At 68.4% G+C, this 26,266-nt stretch carries 24 protein-coding genes and 1 pseudogene; 15 read left to right on the forward strand and 10 right to left on the reverse strand.

Annotated elements, in window-relative coordinates; translation table 11 throughout:
• Nucleotides 1-89 precede the first annotated feature (89 nt).
• Together IHD13_RS05770 and IHD13_RS18150 are read left to right on the forward strand one after the other, a co-directional pair.
• Nucleotides 90-707, forward strand: a complete 618-nt coding sequence (locus IHD13_RS05770; protein ID WP_195860088.1) for a tRNA-dependent cyclodipeptide synthase — start codon at nt 90-92, stop codon at nt 705-707.
• A gap of 119 nt (nt 708-826) precedes the next feature.
• Nucleotides 827-1,069: pseudogene (locus IHD13_RS18150) on the forward strand (transposase); the annotation flags it as partial.
• A gap of 31 nt (nt 1,070-1,100) precedes the next feature.
• Here the strand turns inward: IHD13_RS18150 and greB are convergent.
• Nucleotides 1,101-1,634, reverse strand: coding sequence for a transcription elongation factor GreB (greB, locus tag IHD13_RS05780; protein ID WP_195860089.1), 534 nt, complete (start codon nt 1,632-1,634; stop codon nt 1,101-1,103).
• A 151-nt stretch (nt 1,635-1,785) separates the two neighbouring features.
• Here greB and IHD13_RS05785 point away from each other — a divergent pair, with 151 nt between their 5' ends.
• From IHD13_RS05785 to cysN, 7 genes are all read left to right on the forward strand, one after another.
• On the forward strand, nt 1,786-2,415 hold the full coding sequence (locus tag IHD13_RS05785) for a hypothetical protein (RefSeq protein WP_195860090.1): 630 nt from the start codon (nt 1,786-1,788) through the stop codon (nt 2,413-2,415).
• 270 nt (nt 2,416-2,685) lie between these two features.
• Nucleotides 2,686-3,327 (forward strand): NUDIX domain-containing protein, encoded by a 642-nt coding sequence (locus IHD13_RS05790; RefSeq protein ID WP_195860091.1) that lies wholly within the window; start codon nt 2,686-2,688, stop codon nt 3,325-3,327.
• A 4-nt stretch (nt 3,328-3,331) separates the two neighbouring features.
• Nucleotides 3,332-3,778 (forward strand): DUF1249 domain-containing protein, encoded by a 447-nt coding sequence (locus tag IHD13_RS05795; protein ID WP_195860092.1) that lies wholly within the window; start codon nt 3,332-3,334, stop codon nt 3,776-3,778.
• On the forward strand, nt 3,778-4,512 hold the full coding sequence (locus IHD13_RS05800; protein WP_195860093.1) for a phosphodiesterase: 735 nt from the start codon (nt 3,778-3,780) through the stop codon (nt 4,510-4,512). The genes IHD13_RS05795 and IHD13_RS05800 overlap by 1 nt, the downstream gene beginning before the upstream one ends.
• Nucleotides 4,513-4,739: 227 nt before the next feature.
• Nucleotides 4,740-5,651 (forward strand): sulfate adenylyltransferase subunit CysD, encoded by a 912-nt coding sequence (cysD, locus tag IHD13_RS05805; RefSeq protein ID WP_195860094.1) that lies wholly within the window; start codon nt 4,740-4,742, stop codon nt 5,649-5,651.
• A 110-nt stretch (nt 5,652-5,761) separates the two neighbouring features.
• Nucleotides 5,762-6,106 carry a four helix bundle protein gene (locus IHD13_RS05810; RefSeq protein WP_195860095.1) on the forward strand — a complete coding sequence of 115 codons (345 nt, stop codon included), beginning with the start codon at nt 5,762-5,764 and terminating at the stop codon, nt 6,104-6,106.
• 63 nt (nt 6,107-6,169) lie between these two features.
• Nucleotides 6,170-7,594 carry a sulfate adenylyltransferase subunit CysN gene (gene cysN, locus IHD13_RS05815; protein WP_195860096.1) on the forward strand — a complete coding sequence of 475 codons (1,425 nt, stop codon included), beginning with the start codon at nt 6,170-6,172 and terminating at the stop codon, nt 7,592-7,594.
• Between the two features lie 91 nt (nt 7,595-7,685).
• On the opposite strand, the gene IHD13_RS05820 is transcribed toward cysN, so the two are convergent.
• The 6 genes from IHD13_RS05820 to hemP all read right to left on the reverse strand — a co-directional run bounded on the left by IHD13_RS05820 (nt 7,686) and on the right by hemP (nt 13,830).
• Nucleotides 7,686-8,468 carry an ATP-binding cassette domain-containing protein gene (locus IHD13_RS05820; protein WP_195860097.1) on the reverse strand — a complete coding sequence of 261 codons (783 nt, stop codon included), beginning with the start codon at nt 8,466-8,468 and terminating at the stop codon, nt 7,686-7,688.
• Nucleotides 8,469-8,494: 26 nt separating this feature from the next.
• A complete protein-coding gene (locus IHD13_RS05825; protein WP_195860098.1) occupies nt 8,495-9,514 on the reverse strand; it encodes a FecCD family ABC transporter permease in 1,020 nt (339 codons plus the stop codon).
• 94 nt (nt 9,515-9,608) lie between these two features.
• Nucleotides 9,609-10,484 carry a heme/hemin ABC transporter substrate-binding protein gene (locus IHD13_RS05830; RefSeq protein WP_195860099.1) on the reverse strand — a complete coding sequence of 292 codons (876 nt, stop codon included), beginning with the start codon at nt 10,482-10,484 and terminating at the stop codon, nt 9,609-9,611.
• The gene (locus IHD13_RS05835) at nt 10,481-11,551 is read right to left on the reverse strand and encodes a ChuX/HutX family heme-like substrate-binding protein (protein WP_195860100.1); all 1,071 of its coding nucleotides are present in this window, start codon (nt 11,549-11,551) and stop codon (nt 10,481-10,483) included. Before IHD13_RS05835 ends, IHD13_RS05830 begins: the two co-directional genes overlap by 4 nt.
• Before the next feature lie 5 nt (nt 11,552-11,556).
• A complete protein-coding gene (locus IHD13_RS05840; RefSeq protein WP_195860101.1) occupies nt 11,557-13,545 on the reverse strand; it encodes a TonB-dependent receptor domain-containing protein in 1,989 nt (662 codons plus the stop codon).
• A 108-nt stretch (nt 13,546-13,653) separates the two neighbouring features.
• Complete coding sequence (gene hemP / locus IHD13_RS05845; protein ID WP_195860102.1) at nt 13,654-13,830, reverse strand: hemin uptake protein HemP; 177 nt, start codon at nt 13,828-13,830, stop codon at nt 13,654-13,656.
• A 133-nt stretch (nt 13,831-13,963) separates the two neighbouring features.
• Between hemP and IHD13_RS05850 the strand changes: the two genes are divergently transcribed.
• Entirely contained in the window at nt 13,964-14,641 is a 678-nt protein-coding gene (locus IHD13_RS05850) for a zinc metallopeptidase (protein WP_195860103.1), read from the forward strand.
• Nucleotides 14,642-14,646: 5 nt separating this feature from the next.
• Here the strand turns inward: IHD13_RS05850 and cmoB are convergent, their stop codons facing one another.
• From cmoB to cmoA, 3 genes are read right to left on the reverse strand one after another with little or no spacing between them, the layout of a single operon-like run.
• A complete protein-coding gene (cmoB, locus tag IHD13_RS05855; RefSeq protein WP_195860104.1) occupies nt 14,647-15,633 on the reverse strand; it encodes a tRNA 5-methoxyuridine(34)/uridine 5-oxyacetic acid(34) synthase CmoB in 987 nt (328 codons plus the stop codon).
• Between the two features lie 7 nt (nt 15,634-15,640).
• Nucleotides 15,641-17,044 carry a phospholipase D-like domain-containing protein gene (locus IHD13_RS05860; protein WP_195860105.1) on the reverse strand — a complete coding sequence of 468 codons (1,404 nt, stop codon included), beginning with the start codon at nt 17,042-17,044 and terminating at the stop codon, nt 15,641-15,643.
• A 28-nt stretch (nt 17,045-17,072) separates the two neighbouring features.
• Nucleotides 17,073-17,813: a carboxy-S-adenosyl-L-methionine synthase CmoA gene (gene cmoA / locus IHD13_RS05865; RefSeq protein WP_195860106.1), complete on the reverse strand. Its 741-nt coding sequence runs from the start codon at nt 17,811-17,813 to the stop codon at nt 17,073-17,075.
• A gap of 189 nt (nt 17,814-18,002) precedes the next feature.
• Between cmoA and pgi the strand changes: the two genes are divergently transcribed.
• The 5 genes from pgi (at nt 18,003) to serB (ending at nt 26,217) form a co-directional block, all read left to right on the forward strand.
• Nucleotides 18,003-19,682: a glucose-6-phosphate isomerase gene (gene pgi, locus IHD13_RS05870; RefSeq protein ID WP_195860107.1), complete on the forward strand. Its 1,680-nt coding sequence runs from the start codon at nt 18,003-18,005 to the stop codon at nt 19,680-19,682.
• 223 nt (nt 19,683-19,905) lie between these two features.
• A complete protein-coding gene (locus tag IHD13_RS05875) occupies nt 19,906-20,550 on the forward strand; it encodes a YqiA/YcfP family alpha/beta fold hydrolase (RefSeq protein ID WP_195860108.1) in 645 nt (214 codons plus the stop codon).
• Nucleotides 20,551-20,622: 72 nt separating this feature from the next.
• Entirely contained in the window at nt 20,623-22,503 is a 1,881-nt protein-coding gene (parE, locus tag IHD13_RS05880) for a DNA topoisomerase IV subunit B (protein ID WP_195860109.1), read from the forward strand.
• Between the two features lie 148 nt (nt 22,504-22,651).
• Nucleotides 22,652-24,913 (forward strand): DNA topoisomerase IV subunit A, encoded by a 2,262-nt coding sequence (gene parC, locus IHD13_RS05885; protein WP_195860110.1) that lies wholly within the window; start codon nt 22,652-22,654, stop codon nt 24,911-24,913.
• Between the two features lie 83 nt (nt 24,914-24,996).
• Entirely contained in the window at nt 24,997-26,217 is a 1,221-nt protein-coding gene (gene serB / locus IHD13_RS05890; protein ID WP_195860111.1) for a phosphoserine phosphatase SerB, read from the forward strand.
• The last annotated feature ends 49 nt before the right edge of the window (nt 26,218-26,266 follow it).

Consider the following 26,266-nt stretch of genomic DNA (forward strand, 5'->3'; position numbering starts at 1 on the left):
AGAGTTGCGGCGGGTCTGCACGCGATACGATAAGTTGGCCAGCAGTTTCAGGGCCATGGTATGCCTGGCGTGCATAGGTCGTTGCCTACGTGCAGACTTTTCAGACAAAGCCTAAGGACTACCTCCTATGGGGGGTAGAGAATACCAAAGAAAAAGTTGCAGTCGTCATTCCTGATAAAATTCATGCTGTTAATTATGAGGTAAGGGAGAAATGTTCCTCATCAAGGGCCATAAGGCTAGCTAAACGCAATGGGGATGCACTGGAGTCTATGGTGAATCAGGTGATTGACGAGCTTCCAGTGCATTACAGGAATAATATTAATGTCCTTAGATGGGAGGATATTGAAAAGGAGAATCACTACACCAGAAAAACCGAAATACTCTTTGATGAGTTTGAAAGGAATCAAGGATTTAGGGGCGCTATTCTAGATATCATAAAGAGTATTTTTTCCGACAAAAATAGACCTTCTATATTGAATCATGCTGAAAGGCTCTCAGAATATCTTCTCAATGAGTTGCCGATGATTATTGAGGGTGTGAAACACCAAGATACCGTCTATGAGTTATACCCTTACCCATCCGATAATCTTGTTTTTCGCTTGGTGGTCGCCATGCAGCAGGGAGAAGTGTTCCCAGAGGTCATGGAGAGAATGAAGATCTCCTCGCAAGCTCGATTAATTGAGGGATATGCGGAAGAGGTGGCGTAATCCCGCCTAGTTCATGAGACCGGCCTGAGAACGAAGATAGTGGATGGTATTCTCTTGAAAAATCAGTGTGTTACGTCAACAACCTGATCCAAGAGAACCATCCGCTATGGGGGAAATCCTCACTGCTCAAGATCATCCTGTTCGCCAACTCCAAGGGCATCACCTCCAGTCGGGAAATGCAGTGGTGCTGCGAGACCAACATCCTGTTCAAGGCGTTATCCTGCGATACCGTGCCGCACTTCACCACACTCGCCCGACTCGTCAGCGGTCATGTGGAAGAGATCGAAGCCCTGTTCGATCAGGTTCTGCTGGGCAATGAACTCTTCGCCATCGACGGGTGCAAGATGTCGTCCAATAATGCCCTGGTTCAAGCCCCGAGCCCTCGTCCGCGAGCTAGGGTTCCCGGTAGCGGATCCCGGTGATCAGATAGGTGGTCTCGCCGCCGGGGGCGGCCACCGTCACCTCGTCATCTTCTTCCTTGCCCAGCAGCGCCTTGGCCAGGGGCGCGTCGATGCTGATCCAGCGCTTGGCGGTATCGGTCTCGTCGTGGCCGACGATACGCAGGGTCATCGCCTCGCCGTCGTCATCCTCCAGGGTGACGAAGGCACCGAAGTAGACCCGGGAGGTATCCGCCGGCAGGCGGTCCACCACCTGCAGCTCATCGAGGCGCTTGGTCAGGTAGCGGATCCGGGCGATCACCCGGTTGAGCTCCTTCTTGTTGTAGGTGTAGTCGGCGTTCTCGCTGTGATCGCCCAGCGCCGCCGCTTCGCCCACCTTGGCCGACAGGGCCGGGCGCTTGATCCGGGAGAGGTGGTCGAGGATGCCGCGCAGCCGCTCGGCGCCCTCGGCGGTGATCAGGTGGCTCTTGGGCTCCTGGCGTGGATCCTTGGCCGGGTCGCGCCAGCGGGTCATGTTGCGGCCTTTCATGGGCTCTCTCCGTGAATCTGTTCTGCGACCATACTGCGCCTCTTGGCCAGCGCCAAGTGATGCCTACGACTTTGGTGGGGTAGGGTATGATTCAAACGTTCGTTAGAGTGTTGGTGGGTTACCGTCACAACAACAAGCCTGGAGTCCGACCATGCGCAAGCGTCACGCCCTCTCCGCCCTGACCCTGGGGCTAAGCCTCGCCCTCTCGCCGCTGGCCGTCGCCCAGCAGCAGGAGGCCGCCGAGCTGCGACAGCAGTGGGAGCAGATCACCACCCAGCCCGGCGAGCGGCGCGATGCCCTGGCGGCCCTGGCCGAGCGGGCCGAGGCCCTGGTGGGGCAGTATCCCGAGGCCGCGGAACTGCTGACCTGGCAGGGCATTATCCTCGCCTCCGAGGCCCGGGAGCGCAGCGGCCTGGGGGCCCTGAACCGGGCCCGCGGCGCCCGGGATGCCCTGGAGCGGGCCATCGAGCTCGACCCCCAGGGCCTCAACGGTTCCGCCTACGTGACCCTGGGCGCCCTCTATGACCGGGTGCCGGGCGGGCTGATCGGCTTCGGCGATGACGAGACCGCCGAGGCGATGTTCCAGCGGGCCCTGACGATTCGCCCCCAGGGTATCGACGTCAACTTCTACTATGCCGAGTTCCTCGCCGAGGCGGGACGCCAGGACGAGGCCCGGGAGCATGCCCGCCGTGCCAGCGACGGCGAGGCGCGCGCCGAGCGCCAGGCCTCCGACGAGGCCCTGCGTACCCAGGCCCGGGCCCTGCTGCGCCGCCTCGAGTAATCCGCTGTATGAAGCCATGACATGGCCAATCTCCAGAAAGCTATTGTGGGAGTATCTCATCGCCTGCTGAAGCAGGCTCCTACCAGCCCAGCGGCAATCCCCGCCCCGTGGGAGCGGCTTCTCTACCCAGTAGGAGCTGGCTTTAGCCGGCGATTCAACACAAGATCAGCCTGCTGAAGCAGGCCTGCCAGGGCGAGCCTCGCGGCCCCGGCGGTTGGCATTCCCGCCCCATGACCGGATAATGACCCCTTCGCTGACCCCGGAGGTGCCATGGCCGATTCCGGCGACCGACCCCTTTCCCTGCTCAGGCCCCGCTTCGGCAATACGGATGTGGAGCGCCTGGAGACCCTCCGCCTGCATCAGGGGTTCTTCCGCCTGGAAGAGCGTACCCTGCGTCACCGCCTCTTCCAGGGCGGCTGGAGCCCCGCCATCACCCGCGAGGTGCATGTGCGTCGGGACGCCGTGGGGGTATTGCCCTACGATGTGGAGCGCGATCGCGTGGTGCTGGTGGAGCAGTTGCGTGCCGGCGCCCTGGACGACCCCCAGGGCCCCTGGAAGCTGGAGCCGGTGGCCGGCCTGGTGGAGGCGGGGGAGGTCCCCGCCGAGGTGGCCCGCCGCGAGGCCCTCGAGGAGGCGGGCTGTACCCTCGACGAGCTGATCGAGCTGCACCGCTACTACCCCAGTCCCGGCGCCTGCAACGAGCGGGTCACCCTCTATGTGGGGCTGACCGACAGCGACGGCCTGGGGGGCGTGCACGGCCTGGATAGCGAGCACGAGGATATCCAGGTACATGTGCTACCCTTCGGCGAGGCCTGGGAACTCCTCGAGGCTGGACGACTCGACAACGCCATGTGCCTGATCGCCTTCCACTGGTTGGCGCGGGAGCGGGCCGCATTGCGAGCAAGGAGGTAACGCCATGGCAAGAGCCGCCTATGTATCCGACCTCAAGGGGCTGCAGGCCGAGTGCAGCATCAACTACCTGCGCCTGTCGCGCCTGGTGGGAGAGCTCAGCCCCGGCGAGACCCGCGAGATCGCCCTGCGCGGCCGCGAGCAGCGCTTCGGCTCCCTGTGGCTGGAGCTGGTCGAGGAAGCCCCCTACACCAGCCGCCTGCGGGTCTCCCAGAGCGGCGTCATGGACGCCTTCATCGAGGCACCGCGCATGCTGGTACACCTCTACCATGACGTGCGCATGGCCGAGGTCACCGACTTCCAGCGCCAGCGCCACTTTCATGGGCGTTACCGCTACCCCAATGCCCGCATGCACCAGCCCGACGAGAAGCTGCAGGTCAACCGCTTCCTCGGCGAATGGCTGGAGCATGCCCTGGCCCATGGCCACTCCCTGGATCTGCCGGAGCTGAATTGATGCGCCTGGTGCAAGTCACCGATTGTCACCTGCATGCCGACCCCGAGGCCCGCTCCCGGGCCGGCGTGCCCCTACGCCAGCTGCACCGGGTGCTGGAACACGCCCGACGGTTGCGCCCCGACCTGCTGCTGGTCACCGGCGATGTCAGCCAGGACGAGACCCCCGCCTCCTACCGTCATGCTGCCGAGGCCTTCGCCACCATGGAGTGTCCCTGGTTCTGGCTGCCCGGCAACCACGACCACGGCGATTTCATGGCCGAGGCCCGCGACTTCCACGACGAGCTCGACCTGGGAAGCTGGCGGCTGCTGCTGCTCGATACCCGGGTGATCGGCCAGCCCCATGGCGAGCTGGGGGGCGAGCGCCTCGGTGACCTGGCCAGCGCCCTGGCCATGGACGAGCGACCCACCCTGGTGGCCATGCACCATCCGCCCCTGGCCATCGGCTCCGCCTGGATGGATGCCATCGGCCTGACCGATGGCGAGGCCTTCTGGGAGACCCTGGCCCCTCACCCCCAGGTCAAGGCGGTGCTCTGCGGACATATCCACCAGGCCTTCGCCGGACGCCGTGCCCAGCCCGAGGGGGAGGTGGCGGTCTATGGCACGCCCGCCACCACCGACCAGTTCCTCGGCGGCTCCCCCGAGTTCGCCATCGACCAGGCCTCCCGCCCCGGCTACCGGGTCGTCGACCTGGATGGCGAGCGGCTGACCACCTGGGTGGAGCGGGTCGACCTCTAGGCGGCCGGATGGCCCTTCTTATGCCTTAATCGGCTAAAAAGATAGTTCTTAATTCTTTGACGTTATTGTTGCGCCCTCAGTACCCTAGCCGGCATGACGCTGCCATGGCGCGTCCGCGGGTGCTTTGCCGGTCGATCGACCCCTAGCGCTCGGCGTCCGACCGGCGCCACTGGCAGCCCACCCACGGCGATGCGCCGTCCCAGGTTACAAGAGGTTGCCAAGCCGCGATGCTTTCTCCCGAGCGACAGACCCATCTCAAGCAACTCGAAGCCGAGTCGATCCATATCATCCGTGAAGTGGCCGCCGAGTTCTCCAACCCGGTGATGCTCTACTCCATCGGTAAGGACTCCTCGGTGATGCTGCATCTGGCGCGCAAGGCCTTCTACCCCGGCACGCCTCCGTTTCCCCTGATGCACATCAATACCACCTGGAAGTTCAAGGAGATGATCGAGTTCCGCGACCGCATGGCCGCGGAGGCCGACATGGAGCTGATCGAATACATCAACGAGGAGGGGCGGGCGGCCAATATCAACCCCTTCGATCACGGCAGTGCCAAGTACACCGATACCATGAAGACCCAGGCCCTCAAGCAGGCCCTGGACAAGTACGGCTTCGATGCCGCCTTCGGCGGGGCTCGCCGCGATGAAGAGGCCAGCCGCGCCAAGGAGCGGGTCTACTCCTTCCGCGACAAGTTCCACCGCTGGGACCCCAAGAACCAGCGCCCGGAGCTGTGGAGCCTCTTCAACGGCAAGATCAACAAGGGTGAGTCGATCCGCGTCTTCCCGCTCTCCAACTGGACCGAGCTGGATATCTGGCAGTACATCTACCTGGAGCAGATTCCCATCGTGCCCCTCTACTACGCCGCGCCGCGTCCGGTGGTGGAGCGCGACGGCATGCAGATCATGGTGGATGACGAGCGCCTGCCCCTGGAGCCGGGCGAGGTGCCCGAGGATAAGTGGGTACGCTTCCGCACCCTGGGCTGCTACCCCCTCACCGGGGCGGTGGAGTCCCAGGCCGCGACCCTGCCGGAGATCATCCAGGAGATGCTGCTGACCCGCACCTCCGAGCGCAGCGGCCGCGCCATCGACCACGACCAGGCCGGCTCCATGGAGAAGAAGAAGCGCGAAGGCTACTTCTAACGCGCCTGAGGCGCGTTAGAAAGCCGGAAGCTTGAAGCCCGAAGCTGGAAGAAACCCCGCCCGCGCCTTCGCCTAATCTAGGGAAGTGACCATCAGGGTGGGGGCAAGAAATGGACTTCGAAAAGCTTCAGGTATGGAGGCGCTCGGCCAGGTTGTCGGCCGAGCTCTACAAGGGGATGCGGGATCTGCGGGATTTCGGTTTCAGAGACCAGATCACCCGCGCCGGGCTTTCGGTGCCCAGCAACATTGCCGAGGGCATGACCCGGGGCACGGCCAGGGACAAGCAACACTTCCTGCTGATCGCCAAGGGCTCCTGCGCTGAGTTAAGAACACAGATCTACATCGGTATCGACATCGGCTATATCGACAAGGCGTGCGGTGGCCGATGGATACAGGAAACACGAGAGATTGCCGCCATGCTCTCCGGCCTTATCGGCAGGCTCTCCCACGAATGAATCCGTTGCTGGCTGTGGGGCTCTTCCAGCTTCCAGCTTCCAGCTTCCAGCTATAGGTGTGTTATGGCACATGCGTCTGAATTGATCGCCGAAGATATCGAGGCCTACCTCCACGAGCACGAGAACAAGGATCTGCTGCGCTTTATCACCTGCGGCAGCGTGGATGACGGCAAGTCGACGCTGATCGGCCGGCTGCTCCACGACTCCAAGATGATCTACGAGGATCAGCTGGCGGCCATCACCCAGGCCTCCAAGACCAGCGGCACCACCGGCGAGGAGGTGGACCTGGCGCTGCTGGTGGACGGCCTGCAGTCGGAGCGCGAGCAGGGCATCACCATCGACGTGGCCTATCGCTTCTTCTCCACCGACAAGCGCAAGTTCATTATCGCCGACACCCCGGGGCACGAGCAGTACACCCGCAACATGGCCACGGGGGCATCGACCGCCAGTCTCGCCATCATCCTGATCGATGCCCGTTACGGGGTGCAGACCCAGACCCGGCGCCACAGCTTTATCGCCGACCTGCTGGGCATCCAGCACCTGGTGGTGGCGATCAACAAGATGGACCTGGTGGACTTCGCCGAGGAGCGCTTCCAGGAGATCGTCGCCGAGTACCAGCAGGTGGCCGAGAAGCTCAATGCCCGGGATATCCGCTTCGTGCCGATCTCGGCGCTCAAGGGCGACAACGTGGTCAATCCCAGCGAGGCGATGCCCTGGTACGACGGCCCGGCGCTGCTCGAGCTGCTCGAGGGGGTGGAGATCTCCCGGGACCAGAACCTCACCGACCTGCGCCTGCCGGTGCAGTACGTCAATCGTCCCAACCTGGATTTCCGCGGCTACTGCGGCACCCTGGCCGCCGGCATCCTGCGCCCCGGCCAGGCCATCCAGGTGCTGCCCTCCGGCAAGCGCTCCACGGTGGCACGCATCGTCACCCAGGATGGCGACCTGGAGGTGGCCTACCCGGGACAGGCGATCACCGTGACCCTGGAGGACGAGATCGATATCTCCCGGGGCGACTGGCTCGTCGCCGCCGATGCCGAGGTGCCCAGCTCCAATGTCTTCGAGGCGGATATCGTCTGGATGCACGAGGACGCCCTGACCCCAGGCCGCCTCTATGACTTCAAGCTGGCCACCCGGGATCTCTCCGGGCAGGTCAGCGCCATCGACTACCAGGTGGACGTCAATACCCTGGAGCATCATCCGGCGGAGCGCCTGGAGCTCAACACCATCGCCCGCTGCCAGGTGGAACTCACCGCCGCGGTGCCGGTGGACGACTATCGTCGCAGCCCGGGCACCGGCAGCTTCGTGGTGATCGACCGCCTGAGCAACGTCACCGTGGGTGCCGGCATGGTGCGCGGCCTGGGGCAGGCCCGCGAGAGCCAGCCCGGCCAGGTGGACTGGGCCGCCTTCGAGCGGGACCTCAATGCCCTGGTGCGCAAGCACTTCCCGCACTGGGAAGCCAAGGACATTCGCGACCTGCTGGGCTAAGCGGCGCGACACTATCGCGAACCCGGCGTGAAGCGACGCCCCCGACGGTGAGAACCGTCGGGGGCGTCTTTGTTGCTTCCCTAGGGGGGGCTTAGCGGGCCAGTACCAGGGTCGGGGGGCCGCCTGCTAGGCTCGGGGCCTCGTCGAGCTCCGCCTCGAAGATGCTGGCCAGGCGGGCGGCACTGAGCACCTCCTCGGGTGTGCCGGCGGCGATCCGTCGGCCCTTGTCCAGCAGCCAGACCCGGTGGGCGAAGCGTCCCGCCAGGTTGAGATCGTGGAGCACGCAGGCGATGGCCAGGCCGCGTTCGCTGGCCAGGCGACGCAGCAGCCGCATCAGGCGTTGCTGCTGGCCGATATCCAGGGCGCTGGTGGGCTCGTCCAGCAGCAAGAGCCCCGGCGGGGCCTGATCGGCACCGGTGTCCGTCTCCCCCACTAACTGGTCCGCCGCCAATTGGCAGAGCGCCCGGGCCACCAGGCAGCGTTGCGCCTCGCCGCCGGAGAGGCCGGTGAGGCGCCGCTCGGCCAGGAGGGTCAGGTCCAGGGCCGCCAGGCAGGCGTCGACCCGCTCGGCGCCGGCGTCGCTGCCCAGGGCCACCAGCTCGCGCACTTCCCAGTCGAAACTGGGGCGCACCTGCTGGGCCACTAAAGCGCGGCGCCGGGCCAGGGCCTGGGGCTCCCAGGCGGTCAGCGGCATGCCGTCCAGGCAGACGCTGCCCTGCTCCGGGACGCGGAAGCCGGAGAGCAGGGTCAGCAGGGTGCTCTTGCCGGCGCCGTTGGGGCCGACGATGGCCAGCAGCTCACCGGGCATCAGGCGGTCGCTGATGGGGGCCAGGGCTGGAGTCGTGGTAAAGCCGGCGGAAAACAGGGTCAGCATAGGCGTCTCTCAGGCATAGGCGTCTCTCAAGCGCGGCGGCGCATCAGTAACCATAGGAAGTAGGGACCTCCGAGCAGGCTGGTCAGCAAGCCCACCGGAATCTCCGCGGGGCTGGCCAGGGTGCGCGCCAGGGTATCGGCCACCAGCAGCAAGAGGGCGCCGCCCAGCATGGCGGCGGGCAGCAGCAGGCGATGCCCCGGCCCCAGCCAGAGGCGCAGGCAGTGGGGCACCAGCAGGCCCAGGAAGCCGATGATGCCGGCCAGGGCCACGCAGACCCCCACCCCCAGGGCGGTGGCCAGGATCACCCGGCGCTTGAGGGCGCGGGCATCGAGGCCGGCGCCGTGGGCGGTGAGCTCGCCGAGCTGCAGCAGGTCCAGGCCGCGGGCCGTGCGCAGCAGCCATAGCAGCGCCGGGGGAATGCAGACCAGGGCGCCGATGGCCGCCGGCCAGAGGGCGTGGGACAGGCTGCCCATGCCCCACAGGCTGAGCTGGCGCAACTGCTCGTCGCTGGCCACGAAGGCCAGCAGGCCGCCGAAGGCGCCGGCCAGGGTGTTGATGGCCAGCCCCGCCAGCAGCAGGGTAAAAAGTGCCTCCTGGCCGGGGCGTTGGGCGCCCAGGCGAAAGACCAGCAGGCAGACCGCCAGGGCCCCCAGGAAGCCGGCCAGGAACTGCCCGTAGAGGCCGGTACCGCCCAGCAGCACGATCCACAGCGCCACGGCCAGGCCCGCGCCGCTGGCCAGCCCCAGCAGGCTGGGGTCGGCCAGGGGGTTGCGAAACAGCCCCTGCATGGCGGCGCCGCTGCCGGCCAGCATGGCGCCCACCAGGCTGGCCAGCAGCAGGCGAGGCAGGCGCAGTTGCCACCATACCTGCCAGTCCAATGGGCTGGGCCACTCGCCCAGCAGCAGCCGCGGCGAGAGCCCCAGGCTGCCGCTGAAGGCGCCCAGCAGCCAGGCCCCCAGCAGGGCCAGGAGCAGGCCGGCCAGGGTGCCGGAGCGGGTCGGCCAGGCGGGGGAGGGCCAGGGCAGGGAAGGGCGTCGCAGGATCATGGTCCACCTCTTGCCGCTGCCGGTTGCTCCCTGGCTAGGGATTCCAGGCGTTCGTAGAGGGCCAGCAGGGTCGCCGGATGGAGAGGGCAGGCGCTCATGGGGCCGCCTCCGTGCTGGGCAGTTGCCCCATGGCCAAGCGCTCCAGGCGTTCGTAGAGGGCCAAGAGGGTGGCGGGTGTGCGCGGGCCGAAGCCCAGCAGCGCCTGGTCATCGAAGACCACCAGGCGCCGGGCCTGGCCGGCGGGCGTCAGGGCCAGGCCCGGTAGTTGCCAGAGGCGTGCCTCGCCGCCCATCGCCTCGAGGCCCCCGCGGGTGACGATCACCACCTCCGGGGCCTGGCGGATCAGCGCCTCGCCGCCCACCGGCCGGTAGCCCGGCATCTCGGCGAAGGCGTTGGTCACCCCCACGGCATCCATCATCGCCTGGGCGGCGGTCTCGTGGCCGGCGACCCGGGGCGTGGCGCCGCCATGGCCGAGCAGGAACATCGCCCGCAGCGGCGGAAGCGCGGGCAGGGCGGCGAGCTCACGGATCTCCGCCTCCAGGCGGCTGGCCAGGGCCTCGCCCCGCTCGGCCCGGTCGAGGGCCTCGGCCACCGCCCGCACCTTGGCGGGAATCGCCTCGAGCCGCGGCGGGGTGGCGATGCGGATCACCGTGACGCCGCTCGCCTCGAGCTGGGCCAGCACCTCCGCCGGGCCGGCCTGGTCCGCCACCAGCAGCCGCTCCGGGCGCAGCGACAGCACCCCCTCGGCGGCCAGCCGACGCAGGTAGCCCACCGAGGGCAGGGCCGCGATGGCAGCGGGGTGAGTGCTGGTGTCGTCGCGGCCGATCAGCCGCTCCGCTTCACCCAGGGCGGCGACGATCTCGGCCAGGTCGCCGCCGATGACCAGGTCCCGGGGCGGGGCCTGTGGCGCCGCCATGGCCGAGAGCGGCATCAGCCAGGCCAGGGCCAGGCGCACCAGCCAGCGGTTCATGCCACCGCCTCCTCGTCGCGCAACTCGGCCAGCAGGTCGCGCCAGTCGCCGCGCTCGGCGCTGCCCTCGCGGCGTTCGGCGTAGAGCTGCAGGATCAGTTCGCCCTGGGCGTCGAAGGCCTCCAGGCTAGTGACGCCGCCGTCCCGATTGGGCTTGTGCACCGACCAGACGCTGGCGATGGCGGCGTCGTCCAGGTGCAGGGTGAAGTCCTCGCCGAAGAGGTTCAGCCAGCCGCGCATCCGCTTGGGCGCCGGCAGGCGCCCGGTGCGGATCTGCACGCAGCCGGGACTGGCCACGAAGAGCATCAACGGCAGTTCCCGTTCGGCGGCCCGCGCCAGGGCCGTGGCCAGCGTGCTCGGCTCCAGTCGGCGGGTAAAGCGCCCCTCCATCAGGGCATTGGCCTCGTGGCGGGCCAGGCCGTGGCGGCGCAGCAGGGTAAAGAACTGGTGGACGTCGCGCATCCGCGCCCAGTCGTCGGCCAGGCCCGGGGCCTCCGGCAGGGGCCGCGGCGCGGGATCTGCCGCGCCGGTGAAGACCGGTGGGTGGGCGTTGCCGATGCTCTCCAGGGCCTGCCAGCCCTTGCCGGGCCAGGTCTCCAGGCAGAACAGCTTGAGCAGGGCGCGACCGTGGCGGTCGAAGACCTGCAGGCTCAGGCGCTCCTGGGCCTTGCCCTGTGCATCGGGCAGGGTGTCGCGGATCAGGCCGGCCCAGTGCCAGTGGGCAAACAGCAGGCGCATGTCCAGGCCGCCGGGGGCCAGCAGCAGGCCGGCCTGGGGGGCGCCGCCGAGCGCCGGGCACTCCCCCTGCTGCTCCAGTACCGCGTGGCGGGAGCGGGTCAGCGCCTTGACCCGCCCCAGGGTATGGAAGCGGCCGGCGAGCTCCGCCGGGGCCAGGGGCAGGCCGATGACGTCGCGGCCCAGGCGGGCGGCCTGGAGGGCGCCCTCGCTGATCGACAGGCGCTGGGCGATATCGATGGCCGGCAGGCGCGGGGTGGCGCGGCGGGCGGCATCGAAGGCGGCCAGGATGGCACTCTGATCGTGGGAGGGGGCGCGTTCGAGTTCAGGCATAAGGGTCACCATTGCAGGCTGAGGTTGACGAGCAGGCTGCGGCCATCGCCGAGGCTGCCGTCGGGGCGATACCAGGTCTTGTCGGCAAGGTTGCGCAGCTTGAGGCTGGTCTCGACGCTGGCGCGGGGGGCCCAGGCGAGTTGCAGGTCGTGCAGGCCATAGCCGGGGGCCTGGGTGTCGCCGGCGTCGTGGGACTCGGCGAAGCGGCCCCGCCAGCCCAGGGTCAGGTCGGGGCCGGTGAAGCGGTAATCGAGGCCGGCCAGGGCCTCGAGTGGGGTGAGCCGACCCAGGGGGGCTCCGCTGTCACGGTCGCGCCCGCTCACCTCGGCGAGGCCGAGCTGGGCATGGAGGCCGCTGAGGGCTTGGGGTGACCAGCTCAGGCGGGCATCGAAGCCCCAGAGGTGGGCCCGGGAGACATTGGCGGCCCGGGTGGTGCCGGCGAGGATATCCACCTCGGTATCGATGAAGTCGTCGGCGCGGGTGTCGAAATAGCTGGCGCGCAGGCCCCAGTCACCGGCCTGCCAGGCCAGGCCGCTCTCCCAGGTGCGGCTGGTCTCCGGCCTGAGGTCCGGGTTGGGTACCCAGAAGTTGTCCGGGAAACAGAAGAAGGGCGAGGGGCAGAAGCCGGCGAAGTGGCGCTCGTCGGCGTAGAGCTCGGAGAGCGTCGGCGCGCGGAAGGCCTCGGCATAGCCACTGTAGAGCATGACGCCATCGAGGGGGCGCCAGGCCAGGCGCAGCCGCGGCGATACCTGGTTCTCGCGGCTCTCCCGACCGGCGCTGTCCTCGGCCCGGTAGTGGTCGAGGCGGGCGCCCAGGCCCAGGTCGAACTCCCCGGCACCGCCGCTATCCAGGTAGCGGCCTACCGTCAGGGTGTCGTCCAGGTAGAGGGCGGCGGTGTCGATATCCGCCTCGGGAAAGCCGCTGGCGTTGCCGCCGGGGCGCTGGCGGGCGCGGTCCAGCTCGGCGCCGAAGGCCAGGGTCTGGGTCAGCCAGCCGTGCGCCAGGCGGTGGTAGCCGTCGCCCTGCAGGCCCAGGCGATCCTGGGTCCGTTCGGCGGCGGGCTCGTCGATGGCCTGGCGGCCGAAGGTCAATCGGGTCTCCCACCGGGTGGCGACGCCGGGCTGCCAGCGGTGGCCGAGCTGGACGTTATCGCTGGTGACCCGGCGATCGCGCAGCGGGTTGCTGGCGTTAGCGGCGAAGCTCTGAGGGTTGGCGGGCTGGGTGCTGTCTTCCCGGTAGTGCTGCCAGCTGGCGAAGAGGCGCTGATCCGGGGCGATCTCGAGGCCCCCCTTGGCCAGCAGGCTGTTGAGGCGGGCGTCATCCGGGGCGGTGTCGCCGCCGGCGCGACGGATATCCCCGGACTCGCTGCGCCCCAGGGCCAACAGGCCATCCGCTTCGCCGTGGGCGGTAGCGGTGCGGCCGAAGAGGGTGACGGTGGCGCCCAGCTCGTCCCGGTCGCTGGCGCCGCGAAGGCTCAGGCGTCCCCCCGAGGTCTCGCCGGGGCGCAGCAGGTCCGCCGCCTCTACGGTCTCGAAGCTGATCACCCCGCCCATGGCGTTGCCGCCGTAGAGGCTCGACAGGGCGCCGCGGGCCACCTGCACCTCGCGCAGCAGGGCCGGGTCGAGGAAGAAGTTGCCGAGATGGCCGGTGGTGATGTCCTGGCGCACCCCATCGAGACGCACCAGCACCCCGCCACGACCGAAGCCACGCAGGCTCAGGGTCTGGCCATTGCGGCGCCCCTGGCCCGCCACCTGCAGGCCGGGCAGGTCGCCGAGCAGCTCCTCGATGCGTCCGGCGGTGCTCAGCGTCGGATCATGGCGGTCGATCACATCGAGGATCAGCGGGGCCCGGGTGGGGTCGGTGGGGGCCCGGGTGCCGGTGATCACCAGGGGCGCCGAGGCTTCGATTCGCTCGGTTGGCGGGGAGTCGGCCAGCAGGCCGGGGGCGGGACTCAGCAGCGCCAGGGTGGCGCCACAGCACAGTGCTCGCTTCATGGGATGACGTTGTCCTTGAGGCATCACGTCATCGAGCGGCTGGCTGGGCCTGGGCCTGGCTGGCGGGTCTCGATGGTCAATGGGTGGGTGTGGAGGGTCGCCCTGGGGTCAGCAGGTCAGGATCAGCTTGCCGTTGCGGGTCTCGCGCAGTTGATAGCGACGCCCCTGGTGCTCGATTTCCAGTTGGCCCCGGGCGTTCAGGAGCTGCGCACCGGGGACACGGTTATCGCGGATCACCAGGGTTCTGGCATCATGCGGTGTCGCAGGGGGAGACGGCCGATCCATGGGACCTCCTGAAGGACTTTTTGAACGATAATTATTGTTATTTGTATGGGCGTCTCAGTCAAGTCTGAACGCTCGAGAGACCGGTGAGTCGAAGCGAACAGGGCGGTGAGCGCCGCAGAGGAGGAGACGAGGCGTGGTCTGGCTATTGTTGGTGGGTGGGCTCCTGGCCCTGTTCCTGCTGCCCAATGTCTGGGCGCGCTGGGTCCTGGCGCGCCATGCCGCCCCGCGGGACGACTATCCCGGCAGCGGCGGCGAGCTGGCCGAGCACTTGGTCAAGCGCCTGGGACTCGAGGGGGTGGAAGTGGAGGTCACCGAGGCCGGGGACCACTATGACCCCGAGGCCAGGCGGGTGCGCCTGAGCCCGGAGCATTTCGAGGGGCGCTCCCTGACCGCGGTGACGGTGGCGGCCCATGAGGTGGGGCATGCCATCCAGCATCACCAGGGCTATCAACCGCTGCTGGCGCGTACCCGCCTGGTACGCCTGGCCCAGGGGGCCGAGAAGCTCGGGGCGGCGCTGATGATGGCCTCGCCGCTGCTGTTCCTCTTGACTCGCACCCCCACGGGCCTGGCTCTGGTGATCCTGGCCGCGGTGCTGAGCTTCGGCACCGCCGCCCTGGTGCACCTGATCACCCTGCCGGTGGAGCTGGACGCCAGCTACCGTCGCGCCCTGCCGCTGCTCAAGGAGTACGTGCCCCCCTACGACATGCCGGCGGCCCGCCACCTGCTGACCGCCTGCGCCTTCACCTATGTGGCGGCGTCGCTGGCCAGCCTGCTCAACCTGGGGCGCTGGCTGGTGATCCTGCGGCGCTAAGGGCTTCAGGCCGGGCGATTGGCGATAATGACCGCCCGCCGCGGGGCCGGGTAGCCTTCGCGGGTCTGCGTCGGGTCGTCCGGGTCGAGGAAGTCGGCCAGGGACTGGAAGGTCATCCAGTCGGTGGAACGCTGCTCCTCGGGGGTGGTGACCGCCTCGTCCACCACCCGCACGTTATGGAAGCCACAGCGCTCGAGCCACTGGCACAGGGCCTGTGAGGAGGGCAGGAAATAGACATTGGGCATGGCGGCGTAGCGCTCGCCGGGCAGCAGCACCGTGGTCTCGTCGCCCTCCACCACCAGGGTCTCCAGGACCAGTTCGCCCCCCGGGCGCAGGCACGCCTTGAGCTTGAGCAGGTGCTCCAGGGGCGAGGGGCGGTGGTAGAGCACCCCCATGGAGAAGACCGTATCGAACCACTGCAGGTCATCGGGGACCGCCTCGATGCCCACCGGCAGGAAGTGGGTGCGGTGGGTGTCCCGGTCGCCGACGAAGTGGCGAACCGCCTGGAACTGGTAGTAGAAGCGCGGCGAGGGGTCGATCACCAGCACGAAGGAGGCGCCGGCCCCGGCCATGCGCCAGCCGTGGTAACCGCTGCCGCCGCCGACATCGAGCACCCGGCGCCCGGCCAGGTCGGCCAGGTGAGGGGCCAGGCGCTGCCACTTCCAGTCGGAGCGCCACTCGGTGTCGATGGTGATGCCGCCGAGCCGATAGGGCCCCTTGCGCCAGGGGGCGAGCTTTCTCAGCAGGTTCTCGCACTGGCGGCGCTGGCTGTCACCGAGTTCCACCTCGACGCTGACGGTATCGGCGTCGAGGTGCGCCTCGCGCTCCTCGGGGAGCGGTGGCAGCTTGGCCACGGCCTTCTCCCAGGCCGGCAGGTCGCCGTAACGCTTGCGGTCGAGGCCCTGGGCCAGCTGTTCCGGCAGGCGGGCCAGCCAGGTCTCCAGGCCCTGGTCGAGGAAGGCGCGGTAGAGATCGCGATGGGGGCTGCTCATAAGATCCTTAAAAAGTGCACCAGCCGCTGGCCTCCATCAGCCGGTAGCGCCAGTAGCGCCAGGGCGTGGCGTCGTCCCGGGCCGGGAAGGGGCGGCTATGAAATTCTCCATGGCGATTATGCCAGTAGCGCAGGAAGCTTGCCCGGGCCCGGCGGATCACCGGGTGATCCGCCGCGGCCTCCAGTTGGATATTGGCCTCGAAGTTATTGTCGTCGAGGCTGCGCCGGCTGAGGTTGGCGGAGCCCAGCAGCAGGGTGGCGGGAGCCCCGGGGCGCTGGTGGAGCAGCCACTTGCCGTGCCCCTGGGCCTCGGCGTCGCCGTACCAGCGGATGGCCAGGCCCCGGCGGGCCAGTTCCCGGCCCACCGGGCGGTTGGGCAGGCCGGGGCTGGCGCGACCGAAGTGGCGGTCGTTGGGATCCAGCAGCAGGCGTATCGCCACACCGCGCCGGTGGGCGGCCAGCAGGGCGTGGATCACCCGACGATGGGCCAGGTAGTAGGCGCAGAGCCAGAGGCGATCGCCGGGCCGGGCCTCGGCGAGCAGCGTCAGCAGGGTGTCGCGGACGGCGCCCTCGGTCAGCAGACGCAGTCGCGGCAGGGTCGCAGGAGCGTCGGAGGGCGGGGCCGGGCAGGGCGGTAGCCAGCCGAGGCCGGAGCGCCGCGCCAGGGCCAGCTCGCTATGCAGCAGGTCCAGCGCCGCGGGGCCGCCCAGGCTCAGGGCGGCATTGCGGTAGGCGCGGCTCGCCTCGTCGGCATTGGCCGAGCCCACCACCGCCCGCCAGCCGTCGCCCTCGTCCACCACCAGGGTCTTGCGATGGTCGGCGTTGAGGTTGAGCAGCGCCAGGTAGCTGCGCAGGGAGACCCGGCCGGACCCCAGGGGGTCGGGCAGCCAGCCGCCCCGGGGCGAGTTGCCCAGGGGCCGGAACAGCCCGCGCCAGAGCGCCGACCAGCTCGGGTTGGGGTCGCGCCCCGGGGTCAGGTCGCAGATGACGACCCGGATGCCGGCCCGGCGCAGGCGCGCCAGCTGGGGGGCCTCGCGGCCGCCATAGCAGTGGTTGATGGGATCCACCAGCACCACCGCTTCCAGGGCCGGTACCCGGGCCTTGCGCTGGATCAGCGCCTGGCAGAGGCGATGCCCCAGGGGGCCATCGTCGAGCAGGAAGAGGTCGATCACCACCAGGCGGCGGGCCTGGGCGATCAGCCGGTGCCATTCGGTGAAGATGGCCTGGCGTTGGTGACACTGCCCCGAGCCGTCCGCATAGGTCTCGTCGAGCAGCAGGCGCAGACCGTTGGCGCGGCGCCAGGGGCCCACCACATGTAGGCCCGGCGGCAGGGGCTTGTGGCTGTGCCACCAGGCGGTAGCCAGCCAGGCGCCGCCGAGGGGCAGCAGCAGGGCGAGCAGGCTAGGCGACATGGCTTGCCTCCCGGCCTCGCCGGCGCCGCTACTCCTTGAAGGCGATCAGCGAGGCGAAGTTGAGGAACTGGAACCAGGTCAGGCTACGCGAGAAGCCGGCCTGGGCCAGGCGCGCATGGTGTGCCTCCAGGCTGTCGGGGATCAGCACGTTCTCGAGCGCCGTGCGCTTCTGGCTGATCTCCAGGTCACTGTAGCCGTTGGCGCGCTTGAAGTCGTGGTAGCGCTCCACCAGCCAGGCGTTCTCCTGCTCGTCGGCGGCCTTGATCTTCTCGGAGAGGATCAGTACCCCACCGGGCTCCAGGGCCTCATGCAGGCGCCGCATCAGGGCGTCGCGATCCTCGGGTGGCAGGAACTGCAGGGTGAAGTTGAGCAGGATCAGGCCCGCAGGCCGGTAGTCGAGGGTGCGAATGTCCCCCTCCACCACCGTCATGGCGTGCTCGGGGCACTCGCTGTCCAGGGTCTCCCTGGCCCGGGCCACCATGGCCGGGGAGAGGTCCACCCCGGTGTAGTCGAAGGCCGCCGGCGGCAGCCGCCCGGCCAGGGCCAGCCCCGCCGCCCCCAGGGAGCAACCCAGGTCATAGACCCGGGCGCCGTGGCGCAGGTGGCGCTCGGCGATCACTCCGAGCATGCCGAGGATCTGGCCGTAGCCCGGTACCGAGCGGCGTATCATGTCGGGAAAACAGGCGACGACCTGCTCGTCGAAGGAGAAGCGCGCGACCCGGTCCAGGGGTGTGGAAAAGATCGCGTCACGGTAAGATGCGTCACTCATGGCATGGTGGGCCCGGGGGAAATACGGCCATTCTACTGCGTGTCGCGGGATGACACGACCCCGGCGCAGGGGGGTTACCGGGTGATCGAAGCTGGAGTGGCTGAGGATAGCCCCGGGCCGCCGTGCCGAGAGGGTGCCAACCGCGATAGCCCCGAGGCCGGCGTTTGGCCACTGTTCAAGGAGAGAGTTATGCCGTCAGCGTCACCCCTGTCCCGGCGACCGGCCTGGCGGGCCCTGGTGGCCCACCGCGAGGCCCTGGGGGAAACGCATCTCAAGACGCTGTTCGCCGAGCAGCCCGACCGCCACCGGGCCTTTACCCGCAGCGCCGCGGGGCTGACCCTGGACCTGGCCAAGCAGCGCTGGACCCCCGAGACCCGGGAGCGGCTGCTGGCCCTGGCCCGGGAGGCCGATGTCCCCGGGGCGATCGGCCGGTTACTCGATGGCGAGCGGGTCAATATCAGCGAGGATCGCCCGGCGCTGCATACCGCCTTGCGCCTGCCCGAGTCTGCCTCCCTGGTGGTGGAGGGCGAGGACCTGGTACCGGCGGTGCATCGCACCCTGGCGCGCATGGAGGCCATGGTGGCCAGGCTGCATACGGGCCAGTGGCGGGGCGCTACCGGCAAGCCGATCCGTGATGTGGTCAACCTGGGGGTGGGCGGCTCCGACCTGGGTCCGCTGATGGTGACTCACGCCCTGTCCGACTTTCGTCCCGAGGGCGTCCACGGCCTCGAGGTGCATTTCGCCTCCACCATGGACGGCTCCCAACTGGCCGACTACCTGGGGCGCCTCAACCCCGAGACCACCCTGTTCGTGCTCTCGTCGAAGTCCTTTACCACCATCGACACCCTCTCCAATGCCCGCACCGCCCGGGACTGGCTGCTGGCGCGGCTGACCGGCGAGCGTTTCGGCATGCCGGCGGCGCTGGTCATGCGCCAGCACTTTGTCGGCGTCTCGGCCAGCCCCGAGAAGATGGGCGACTGGGGCATCGCCGAGGCGCACCAGCTGGAGTTCTGGGAGTGGGTCGGCGGGCGCTACTCGCTGTGGGGGGCCATCGGCCTGCCCATCGCCCTGGTGGTGGGCATGGACCACTTCCGGGAGCTGTTGGCCGGGGCCCACGCCATGGACCGCCACTTCCGCGAGGCGGAGCTCGCCGACAACCTGCCGGTGCTACTGGCCCTGGCGGGGATCTGGAACGTCAACTTCCTGGATATCCGCGCCCACTCCATTCTCCCCTATGACGGCCGCCTTGAGTACTTCGCCGCCTACCTCGAGCAGCTGGAGATGGAGTCCAACGGCAAGTCGGTGACCCACGACGGCCGCCAGGTGGACTACGCCACCTGCCCGGTGCTCTGGGGCCAGCTGGGGCCCAATGCCCAGCACGCCTTCTATCAGTTGCTGCACCAGGGCACCCAGGCGGTGGTCTGCGATTTTATCGCCCCGCTGCGCCGCTACGACGAGGTGGCGGACGACGCCACCCGGGCCCACCTCAAGGAGCAGCACCGCCTGACGCTGGCCAACTGCTTCGCCCAGTCCCGGGTGCTGATGCTCGGCGACGAGGCCCTGGCGGATGGCGATGCCCAGCCCAGCCACAAGCGTTACCGGGGCAACCAGCCCTCCACCACCCTGCTGCTGGAGCGCCTGACCCCGGCCACCCTGGGGGCGCTGATCGCCCTCTACGAGCACAAGGTCTATGTCCAGGCGGTGATCTGGGATATCAACCCCTTCGACCAGTGGGGGGTGGAGCTGGGCAAGCGCATCGCCGGCGAGACCGAGCGGATCCTCGCCCGCCGCCGCGGCCAGGAGGCCATGGACGACTCCAGCCGCGGGCTGATCGAGGCCTTCTGGGCCGCCGAGGCGGAAGCGTTATGAGCCGAGATTATCTGTGGCGGCGAATTCAGGGGCGCTGGGGGCAAGCCGGCGCGAAGCGTCTTTTTCAGGGACGAAAAAGTCGAGCGCCCAGGGATGGGTTCACAGCGTCTTCGCGAAGGTTTGCCCCCAGGTTAGCCCCGACTCATGTCGCAACAAGCTGGGTTGGGCAAGGCATCTCGAGTCGGGCATGGTCAGTGCTGGTTATCCATCCAGGGGTTGCGGTATGCTAGGCGCACCGCGACACGGGGAGCCGGCCTCGGGCCTGCTCTATCTGCATGGCTTCAATAGCGGCCTGGGCTCCCCCAAGCTGCGCCTGATGGTACGGGCCAGCGAGGCGCTGGGACTGGCCTGCGTGGCCCCCCAGTTGCCCCACCGCCCCGAGGCGGCCCTGGCCCTGGCCGAAGACGCGCTCCCGACGCTGGGGCCTAGGCCGCTCTTGGTGGGCAGTTCCCTGGGGGGCTTCCTGGCCAGTTGCCTGGCCGAGCGACACGGCCTCGCGGCGGTGGTGATCAATCCGGCGGTGCGGCCGGCGGCGCTGATGGCCGACTGGATCGGCGAGGACTTCGTCAACGACCACACCGGCGAGGCCTTTCGCCTGACGGCGGGCCACCGGGAGGCACTCTCGGCCATGACGGCCGAGCGGCTGACGCCGGAGCGCTACCTGCTGCTGCTGGGCACCGCCGACGAGACCCTGGACTGCCGCGAGGCCTTCGCCGCCTACCGCGGCGCCGCCACCCTGCTGCATCCCGGCGGCGATCACGCCTTCACGGCGCTGGCCGACCATCTGCCGGCGGTCCTCGCCTGGGGCGGCCATCGCCTGACCCCGGAGGCGGCAAGGCGTATCGCCGAGCAGGACAGACGCCACTGAAATAAGTGAGGGGCGCCGAGGGCAGGGCGCGGCTACCATGGGCATCGATAACGACTAGCGACCGGAACATTTATGACGCAATACAGTGCCAGCTCCATCGAGGTACTCTCCGGACTCGAGCCGGTGCGCAAGCGCCCCGGCATGTACACCGACACCAGTCGCCCCAACCACCTGGCCCAGGAGGTCATCGACAACAGCGTCGACGAGGCCCTGGCCGGTCACGCCCGGGAGATCAGCGTACGCCTCGGCGAGGATGGGCGCATCGAGGTGGCCGACGACGGTCGCGGCATGCCCATCGATATCCACCCGGAGCATGGCGTCTCCGGGGTCGAGCTGATCCTCACCAAGCTGCACTCCGGTGGCAAGTTCTCCGACTCCAGCTACCGCTTCTCCGGCGGCCTTCACGGGGTCGGGGTCTCGGTGGTCAATGCGCTCTCCACGCGCCTGGAAGTGGAGGTGTGTCGCGACGGCAGTCGTCACGCCATCGCCTTCGAGCGGGGCGAAAAGGTCGCCGACCTGGCCGTGATCGGCAGCTGTGCCAAGCGCACCACCGGCACCCTGGTGCGCTTCTGGCCCGAGGCGAGCTACTTCGATAGCCCCAAGCTGGCGCTGGGGCGGCTGAAGCACCTGCTGCGCGCCAAGGCGGTGCTCTGTCCGGGACTCCGGATCACCCTGGTGGAGCCCGACGGCACCGAGAGCACCTGGCAGTACGAGGATGGCCTGCGCGACTACCTGGCCCAGTCCACCGACGGTTACGAGGTGCTGCCCCAGGCCCCCTTCGTGGGCCACTTCGCCGATGACGACCAGGCGGTGGACTGGGCGGTGCAGTGGCTGCCGGAGGGCGGGGAATCGCTCCAGGAGAGCTACGTCAACCTGATTCCCACTCCGCTCGGCGGCACCCACGTCAATGGCCTGCGCTCGGGGCTGCTCGAGGCGTTGCGCGAGTTCTGCGATTACCGCAGCCTCTTGCCCCGGGGCGTCAAGCTGACCGCCGACGACCTCTGGGAGCGAGTCGCCTTCGTGCTCTCGGTGAAGATGCTCGATCCCCAGTTCGCCGGTCAGACCAAGGAGCGCCTCTCCTCGCGCACCGTGGCGGGCTTCGTCTCCGGGGTGGTCAAGGACGCCTTCTCGCTGTGGCTCAACCACCATGTCGACCAGGCCGAGGCCCTGGCCGAGCTGGTGATCAGCGCCGCCCAGCGGCGCCAGAAGAGCGCCAAGAAGGTGGCGCGCAAGAAGGTCACCTCGGGCCCGGCACTGCCCGGCAAGCTGGCGGACTGCTCCGGCCAGGACCCCGCCACCAGCGAGCTCTTCCTGGTGGAGGGCGACTCCGCCGGCGGTAGCGCCAAGCAGGCCCGGGATCGCGAGACCCAGGCGATCCTGCCCCTGCGCGGCAAGATCCTCAATACCTGGGAGGTGGATAGCCACGATATCTACGGCTCCCAGGAGGTGCATGACATCGCCGTGGCCATCGGCCTTGACCCGGGCAGCGACGACCTCTCCAAGCTGCGCTACCACAAGGTGTGCATCCTCGCCGACGCCGACTCCGACGGCCTGCATATCGCCACCCTGCTGTGTGCGCTCTTCGTGCGTCACTTCCCGGCCCTGGTGGACGCCGGCCATGTCTATGTGGCCATGCCGCCCCTCTACCGTATCGACCTGGGCAAGGAGGTCCACTACGCCCTGGACGAGAGCGAGAAGGCGGCCACCCTGCGCAAGCTGGAGGGCAAGCGCGGCACCGTGAACGTGCAGCGCTTCAAGGGCCTGGGCGAGATGAGTCCCCTGCAGCTGCGCGAGACCACCATGGCCCGGGACACCCGGCGACTGGTGCAGCTGACCCGGGACGACGGCGACGGCACCCTGGAGATGATGGACATGCTGCTGGCCAAGAAGCGCGCCGCCGACCGCAAGAGCTGGCTCGAGGACTACGGCAACCTCGCCGATATCGAGGTTTAAGCTTGAAGCTGGAAGCCGGAAGCTTGAAGAAACCCCGGCTGCTTTGGGGTGACTTCCTGCTTCTAGCTTCCAGCTTTCAGCTCACCGCCGAGGTTGAAGGGGGCGCAGCCCTCGATGATTCCACAAGTGTGAACAAGGCCACCGTGCTATGACCATGGATATCCAGGTGGCGGAGGGCGACGTCGAACGCCTTTCGCTGCGCGAATATACCGAGAAGGCGTACCTCGACTACTCGATGTACGTCATCCTCGACCGGGCGCTGCCGCATATCGGCGACGGCATGAAGCCGGTGCAGCGGCGCATCATCTACGCCATGCGCGAGCTTTCGCTCTCCGCCAACGCCAAGTACAAGAAGTCGGCGCGTACCGTCGGCGACGTGCTGGGCAAGTTCCATCCCCACGGCGACAGCGCCTGCTACGAGGCGATGGTGCTGATGGCCCAGTCCTTCAGCTACCGCTACCCGCTGGTGGATGGCCAGGGCAACTGGGGCAGCCCCGACGATCCCAAGTCCTTCGCCGCCATGCGCTACACCGAGGCGCGGCTCTCCAAGTTCAGCGAGGTGCTGCTCTCGGAGCTGGGCCAGGGCACCGTCGACTGGACCCCCAACTTCGACGGCACCATGAACGAGCCGGTGGTGCTGCCCTCGAGGCTGCCCCATGTGCTGCTCAACGGCGGCACCGGCATCGCCGTCGGCATGGCCACCGATATTCCGCCGCATAACGTGAATGAGGTGGTCGAGGCCACCTGCCATCTGCTGCGCCGGCCCGAGGCGACGACGGCGGATCTGCTGGCGTACCTGCCGGCGCCGGACTTTCCCACCGCCGCCGAGATCATCACCCCCCGGGCCGACCTCAGGAAGCTTTATGAGAGCGGCCGCGGCTCGGTGAAGCTGCGGGGCCGCTACGTCCTGGAAGAGGGGCGGGTGGTGATCACCGCGCTGCCCTACCAGGTGAGCGGCGCCAAGGTGCTGGAACAGATCGCCGCCCAGATGCAGGCCAAGAAGCTGCCCATGGTCGCCGACCTGCGCGACGAGTCGACCCATGAGGAGCCGACCCGGCTGGTGATCGAGCCGCGCTCCAACCGGGTCGATATCGAGGCGCTGATGGCGCACCTGTTCGCCACCACCGACCTGGAGAAGAACATCCGGGTCAACCTCAATGTCATCGGCCTCGACGGCCGGCCCCGGGTGATGCCGCTGCCGGAGCTGCTCGGCGAGTGGCTGCGCTTCCGCCGCACCACGGTGCGCCGGCGCCTGGAGCATCGCCTGGGCAAGGTGGAGGAGCGCCTGCACCTGCTCGAGGGCTTGCTGATCGCCTACCTCAATATCGACGAGGTGATCCGCATCATCCGCGAGGAGGACGAGCCCAAGCCGGCGCTGATCGCCGCCTTCGGGCTCTCGGAGCGCCAGGCCGAGGCGATCCTCGAGCTGCGCTTGCGCCACCTGGCCAAGCTCGAGGAGATGAAGATTCGCGGCGAGCAGGACGAGCTGAGCAAGGAGCGCAAGCGCCTCCAGGCCCTGCTCGGCAGCGAGGCCAAGCTCACCGACCTGATCGAGCGGGAGTTGCGCGAGGCGGCCAAGGAGCACGGCGATGCGCGGCGGTCGCCGCTGGTCGAGCGGGAGGAGGCCCGCGCCCTCTCCGAGGTGGAGCTGATGGGCGCCGACCCGATTACCGTGGTGCTCTCCGAGAAGGGCTGGATCCGCGCCGCCAAGGGCCACGACATCGACCCCGAGGGTCTGGCCTTCAAGGCCGGCGACCGCTTCCTGCTGGCGGCCCGGGGCAAGACCAACCAGCCCCTGGTGCTGCTCGACGACACCGGCCGGGCCTACACCCTGGCCGCCCATAACCTGCCCAGCGCCCGCAGCCAGGGCGAGCCGGTCACCGGCCGGGTCAACGTGGCCGCCGGTGCCCATATGGCGGGGCTGATGCTTGCCCCGCCGGAGGCGCGCTTCCTGCTCGCCTCCGATGGCGGCTATGGCTTCGTGGCGCGGCTCCTTGATCTGACCGGCAAGAACAAGGCCGGCAAGGCGGCCCTGAACCTGCCCAAGGGCTGTGCCGTGCTGCCGCCCCGGCGCATCCCCGAGGGTGACAACGTCCGGGTGGCGGTGGTCTCCAACGAGGGACGCCTGCTGGTCTTCGCCCTGGAGCAGCTGCCGGAGATGGCCAAGGGCAAGGGCAACAAGATGCTCGATATCCCCGGGGCCCGGGCGGCGCGTCGCGAGGAGCTGGTGCGGGATATCGCCCTGTTGGCCGAGGGCGATGCCCTGGTGATCCGCTCCGGCAAGCGTCACCTGACCCTCAAGGCGACGGATCTCGATTACTATGCGGGTGAACGCGGCCGGCGTGGCAGCAAGCTGCCCCGCGGTTTCCAGAAAGTCGATAAACTAGAAAGCTTGAAGCCGGAAGCTTGAAGCTCGAAGAACCAGGAGCTCTGGGTGGGCGGCGGGGGAAACTTCCGGCTTCCAGCTTCGAGCTTCCAGCTATCGAGGTTGCAATGACACGACGAGTATTGATTCGCGCCACTGGGGCGGCACGTCCCGGCCAACTGGCCGGGCTGGGCAAGGCGCTGGCCCGAAGCGGGGCGCGGCTGCTGGACATCAACCAGAGCGTGACCTTCGGCATGCTCTCCCTGGAGGCCCTGGTGGGCCTCGACCACGAGAGCGACCTGGAGGCCCTGCTGGGGGAGGCCGGGGACGAACTGGGCCTGGATGTCCAGGCGATCCAGGTCAGCGCCGAGGACTACCAGCGTTGGAGCAGCCATGCCAGCCAGCCGCGGCTGATCCTGACCCTGCTGGCACCGCACCTGCCGGCGGGCATCCTCGCCGAGGTGGGGGCGCTGACCGCCGAGCACGGCCTCACCGTGGAGCTGATCCACCGCCTCTCCGGCCGCGAGCCCCTGGACGGCGGCGTCGCCGTCGAGCATGACGTCATCCAGGGGGCCTGCGTGGAGTGCTGGCTGCGTGGTGAAGAGGTCGACCTCGAGGCCCTGCGCGAGAAGGCCCTGGCGCTGGGTGCCATGCATGGCGTGGATATCGCCATCCAGGAGGACTCCATCTGGCGCCGCCACCGCCGTCTGGTCTGCTTCGATATGGACTCTACCCTGATCCAGGCCGAGGTGATCGACGAGCTGGCCCGCCGCCATGGGGTCTACGACGAGGTCGCCGAGGTCACCGAGCGGGCCATGCGCGGCGAGCTGGATTTCCAGGCGAGCTTTCGCGAGCGGATGAGCAAGCTCAAGGGCCTCGACGAGTCGGTGCTCGCCGAGATCGCCGAGGAACTGCCGCTGATGGACGGTGTCGAGCGGCTGATGACCCAGCTCAAGCGCCTGGGCTACCGCACCGCGATCCTCTCCGGCGGCTTCACCTACTTCGCCCGCCACCTGCAAGAGAAACTTGGCTTCGACGAGATCCATGCCAACGAGTTGGTGATCGAGAACGGCAAGGTGACCGGCGAGGTCAAGGAGCCGATCCTTGACGCCGATCGCAAGGCGCTGCTGCTGCGCGAGATCGCCGAGCGGGAGGGGCTGACCCTGGAGCAGACCATCGCCGTGGGCGACGGTGCCAACGACCTCAAGATGCTGGCCACCGCGGGGCTGGGTATCGCCTTCCGCGCCAAGCCGCTGGTCCGCGCCCAGGCCAACCACTCCATCTCCACCCTGGGGCTGGATGCGGTGCTCTATCTAATCGGCTACCGCCAGGGGGATCTGGAGAAGTAAAGGAAGCGATCGGGGGCTGGCGGCATACGACATCTAATCGGCTACCGTC

Source organism: Halomonas sp. 328 (assembly GCF_015645095.1).
Lineage (GTDB): Bacteria > Pseudomonadota > Gammaproteobacteria > Pseudomonadales > Halomonadaceae > Bisbaumannia.

Bases quoted from the DNA above. Each gene is read 5' to 3' on its own strand.
- greB (WP_195860089.1), bottom strand. From the start codon at position 1,634: ATGAAAGGCCGCAACATGACCCGCTGGCGCGACCCGGCCAAGGATCCA.
- IHD13_RS05785 (WP_195860090.1), top strand. From the start codon at position 1,786: ATGCGCAAGCGTCACGCCCTCTCCGCCCTGACCCTGGGGCTAAGCCTC.
- IHD13_RS05790 (WP_195860091.1), top strand. From the start codon at position 2,686: ATGGCCGATTCCGGCGACCGACCCCTTTCCCTGCTCAGGCCCCGCTTC.
- IHD13_RS05795 (WP_195860092.1), top strand. From the start codon at position 3,332: ATGGCAAGAGCCGCCTATGTATCCGACCTCAAGGGGCTGCAGGCCGAG.
- IHD13_RS05800 (WP_195860093.1), top strand. From the start codon at position 3,778: ATGCGCCTGGTGCAAGTCACCGATTGTCACCTGCATGCCGACCCCGAG.
- cysD (WP_195860094.1), top strand. From the start codon at position 4,740: ATGCTTTCTCCCGAGCGACAGACCCATCTCAAGCAACTCGAAGCCGAG.
- IHD13_RS05810 (WP_195860095.1), top strand. From the start codon at position 5,762: ATGGACTTCGAAAAGCTTCAGGTATGGAGGCGCTCGGCCAGGTTGTCG.
- cysN (WP_195860096.1), top strand. From the start codon at position 6,170: ATGGCACATGCGTCTGAATTGATCGCCGAAGATATCGAGGCCTACCTC.
- IHD13_RS05820 (WP_195860097.1), bottom strand. From the start codon at position 8,468: ATGCTGACCCTGTTTTCCGCCGGCTTTACCACGACTCCAGCCCTGGCC.
- IHD13_RS05825 (WP_195860098.1), bottom strand. From the start codon at position 9,514: ATGATCCTGCGACGCCCTTCCCTGCCCTGGCCCTCCCCCGCCTGGCCG.
- IHD13_RS05830 (WP_195860099.1), bottom strand. From the start codon at position 10,484: ATGAACCGCTGGCTGGTGCGCCTGGCCCTGGCCTGGCTGATGCCGCTC.
- IHD13_RS05835 (WP_195860100.1), bottom strand. From the start codon at position 11,551: ATGCCTGAACTCGAACGCGCCCCCTCCCACGATCAGAGTGCCATCCTG.
- IHD13_RS05840 (WP_195860101.1), bottom strand. From the start codon at position 13,545: ATGAAGCGAGCACTGTGCTGTGGCGCCACCCTGGCGCTGCTGAGTCCC.
- hemP (WP_195860102.1), bottom strand. From the start codon at position 13,830: ATGGATCGGCCGTCTCCCCCTGCGACACCGCATGATGCCAGAACCCTG.
- cmoB (WP_195860104.1), bottom strand. From the start codon at position 15,633: ATGAGCAGCCCCCATCGCGATCTCTACCGCGCCTTCCTCGACCAGGGC.
- IHD13_RS05860 (WP_195860105.1), bottom strand. From the start codon at position 17,044: ATGTCGCCTAGCCTGCTCGCCCTGCTGCTGCCCCTCGGCGGCGCCTGG.
- cmoA (WP_195860106.1), bottom strand. From the start codon at position 17,813: ATGAGTGACGCATCTTACCGTGACGCGATCTTTTCCACACCCCTGGAC.
- pgi (WP_195860107.1), top strand. From the start codon at position 18,003: ATGCCGTCAGCGTCACCCCTGTCCCGGCGACCGGCCTGGCGGGCCCTG.
- IHD13_RS05875 (WP_195860108.1), top strand. From the start codon at position 19,906: ATGCTAGGCGCACCGCGACACGGGGAGCCGGCCTCGGGCCTGCTCTAT.
- parE (WP_195860109.1), top strand. From the start codon at position 20,623: ATGACGCAATACAGTGCCAGCTCCATCGAGGTACTCTCCGGACTCGAG.
- parC (WP_195860110.1), top strand. From the start codon at position 22,652: ATGACCATGGATATCCAGGTGGCGGAGGGCGACGTCGAACGCCTTTCG.
- serB (WP_195860111.1), top strand. From the start codon at position 24,997: ATGACACGACGAGTATTGATTCGCGCCACTGGGGCGGCACGTCCCGGC.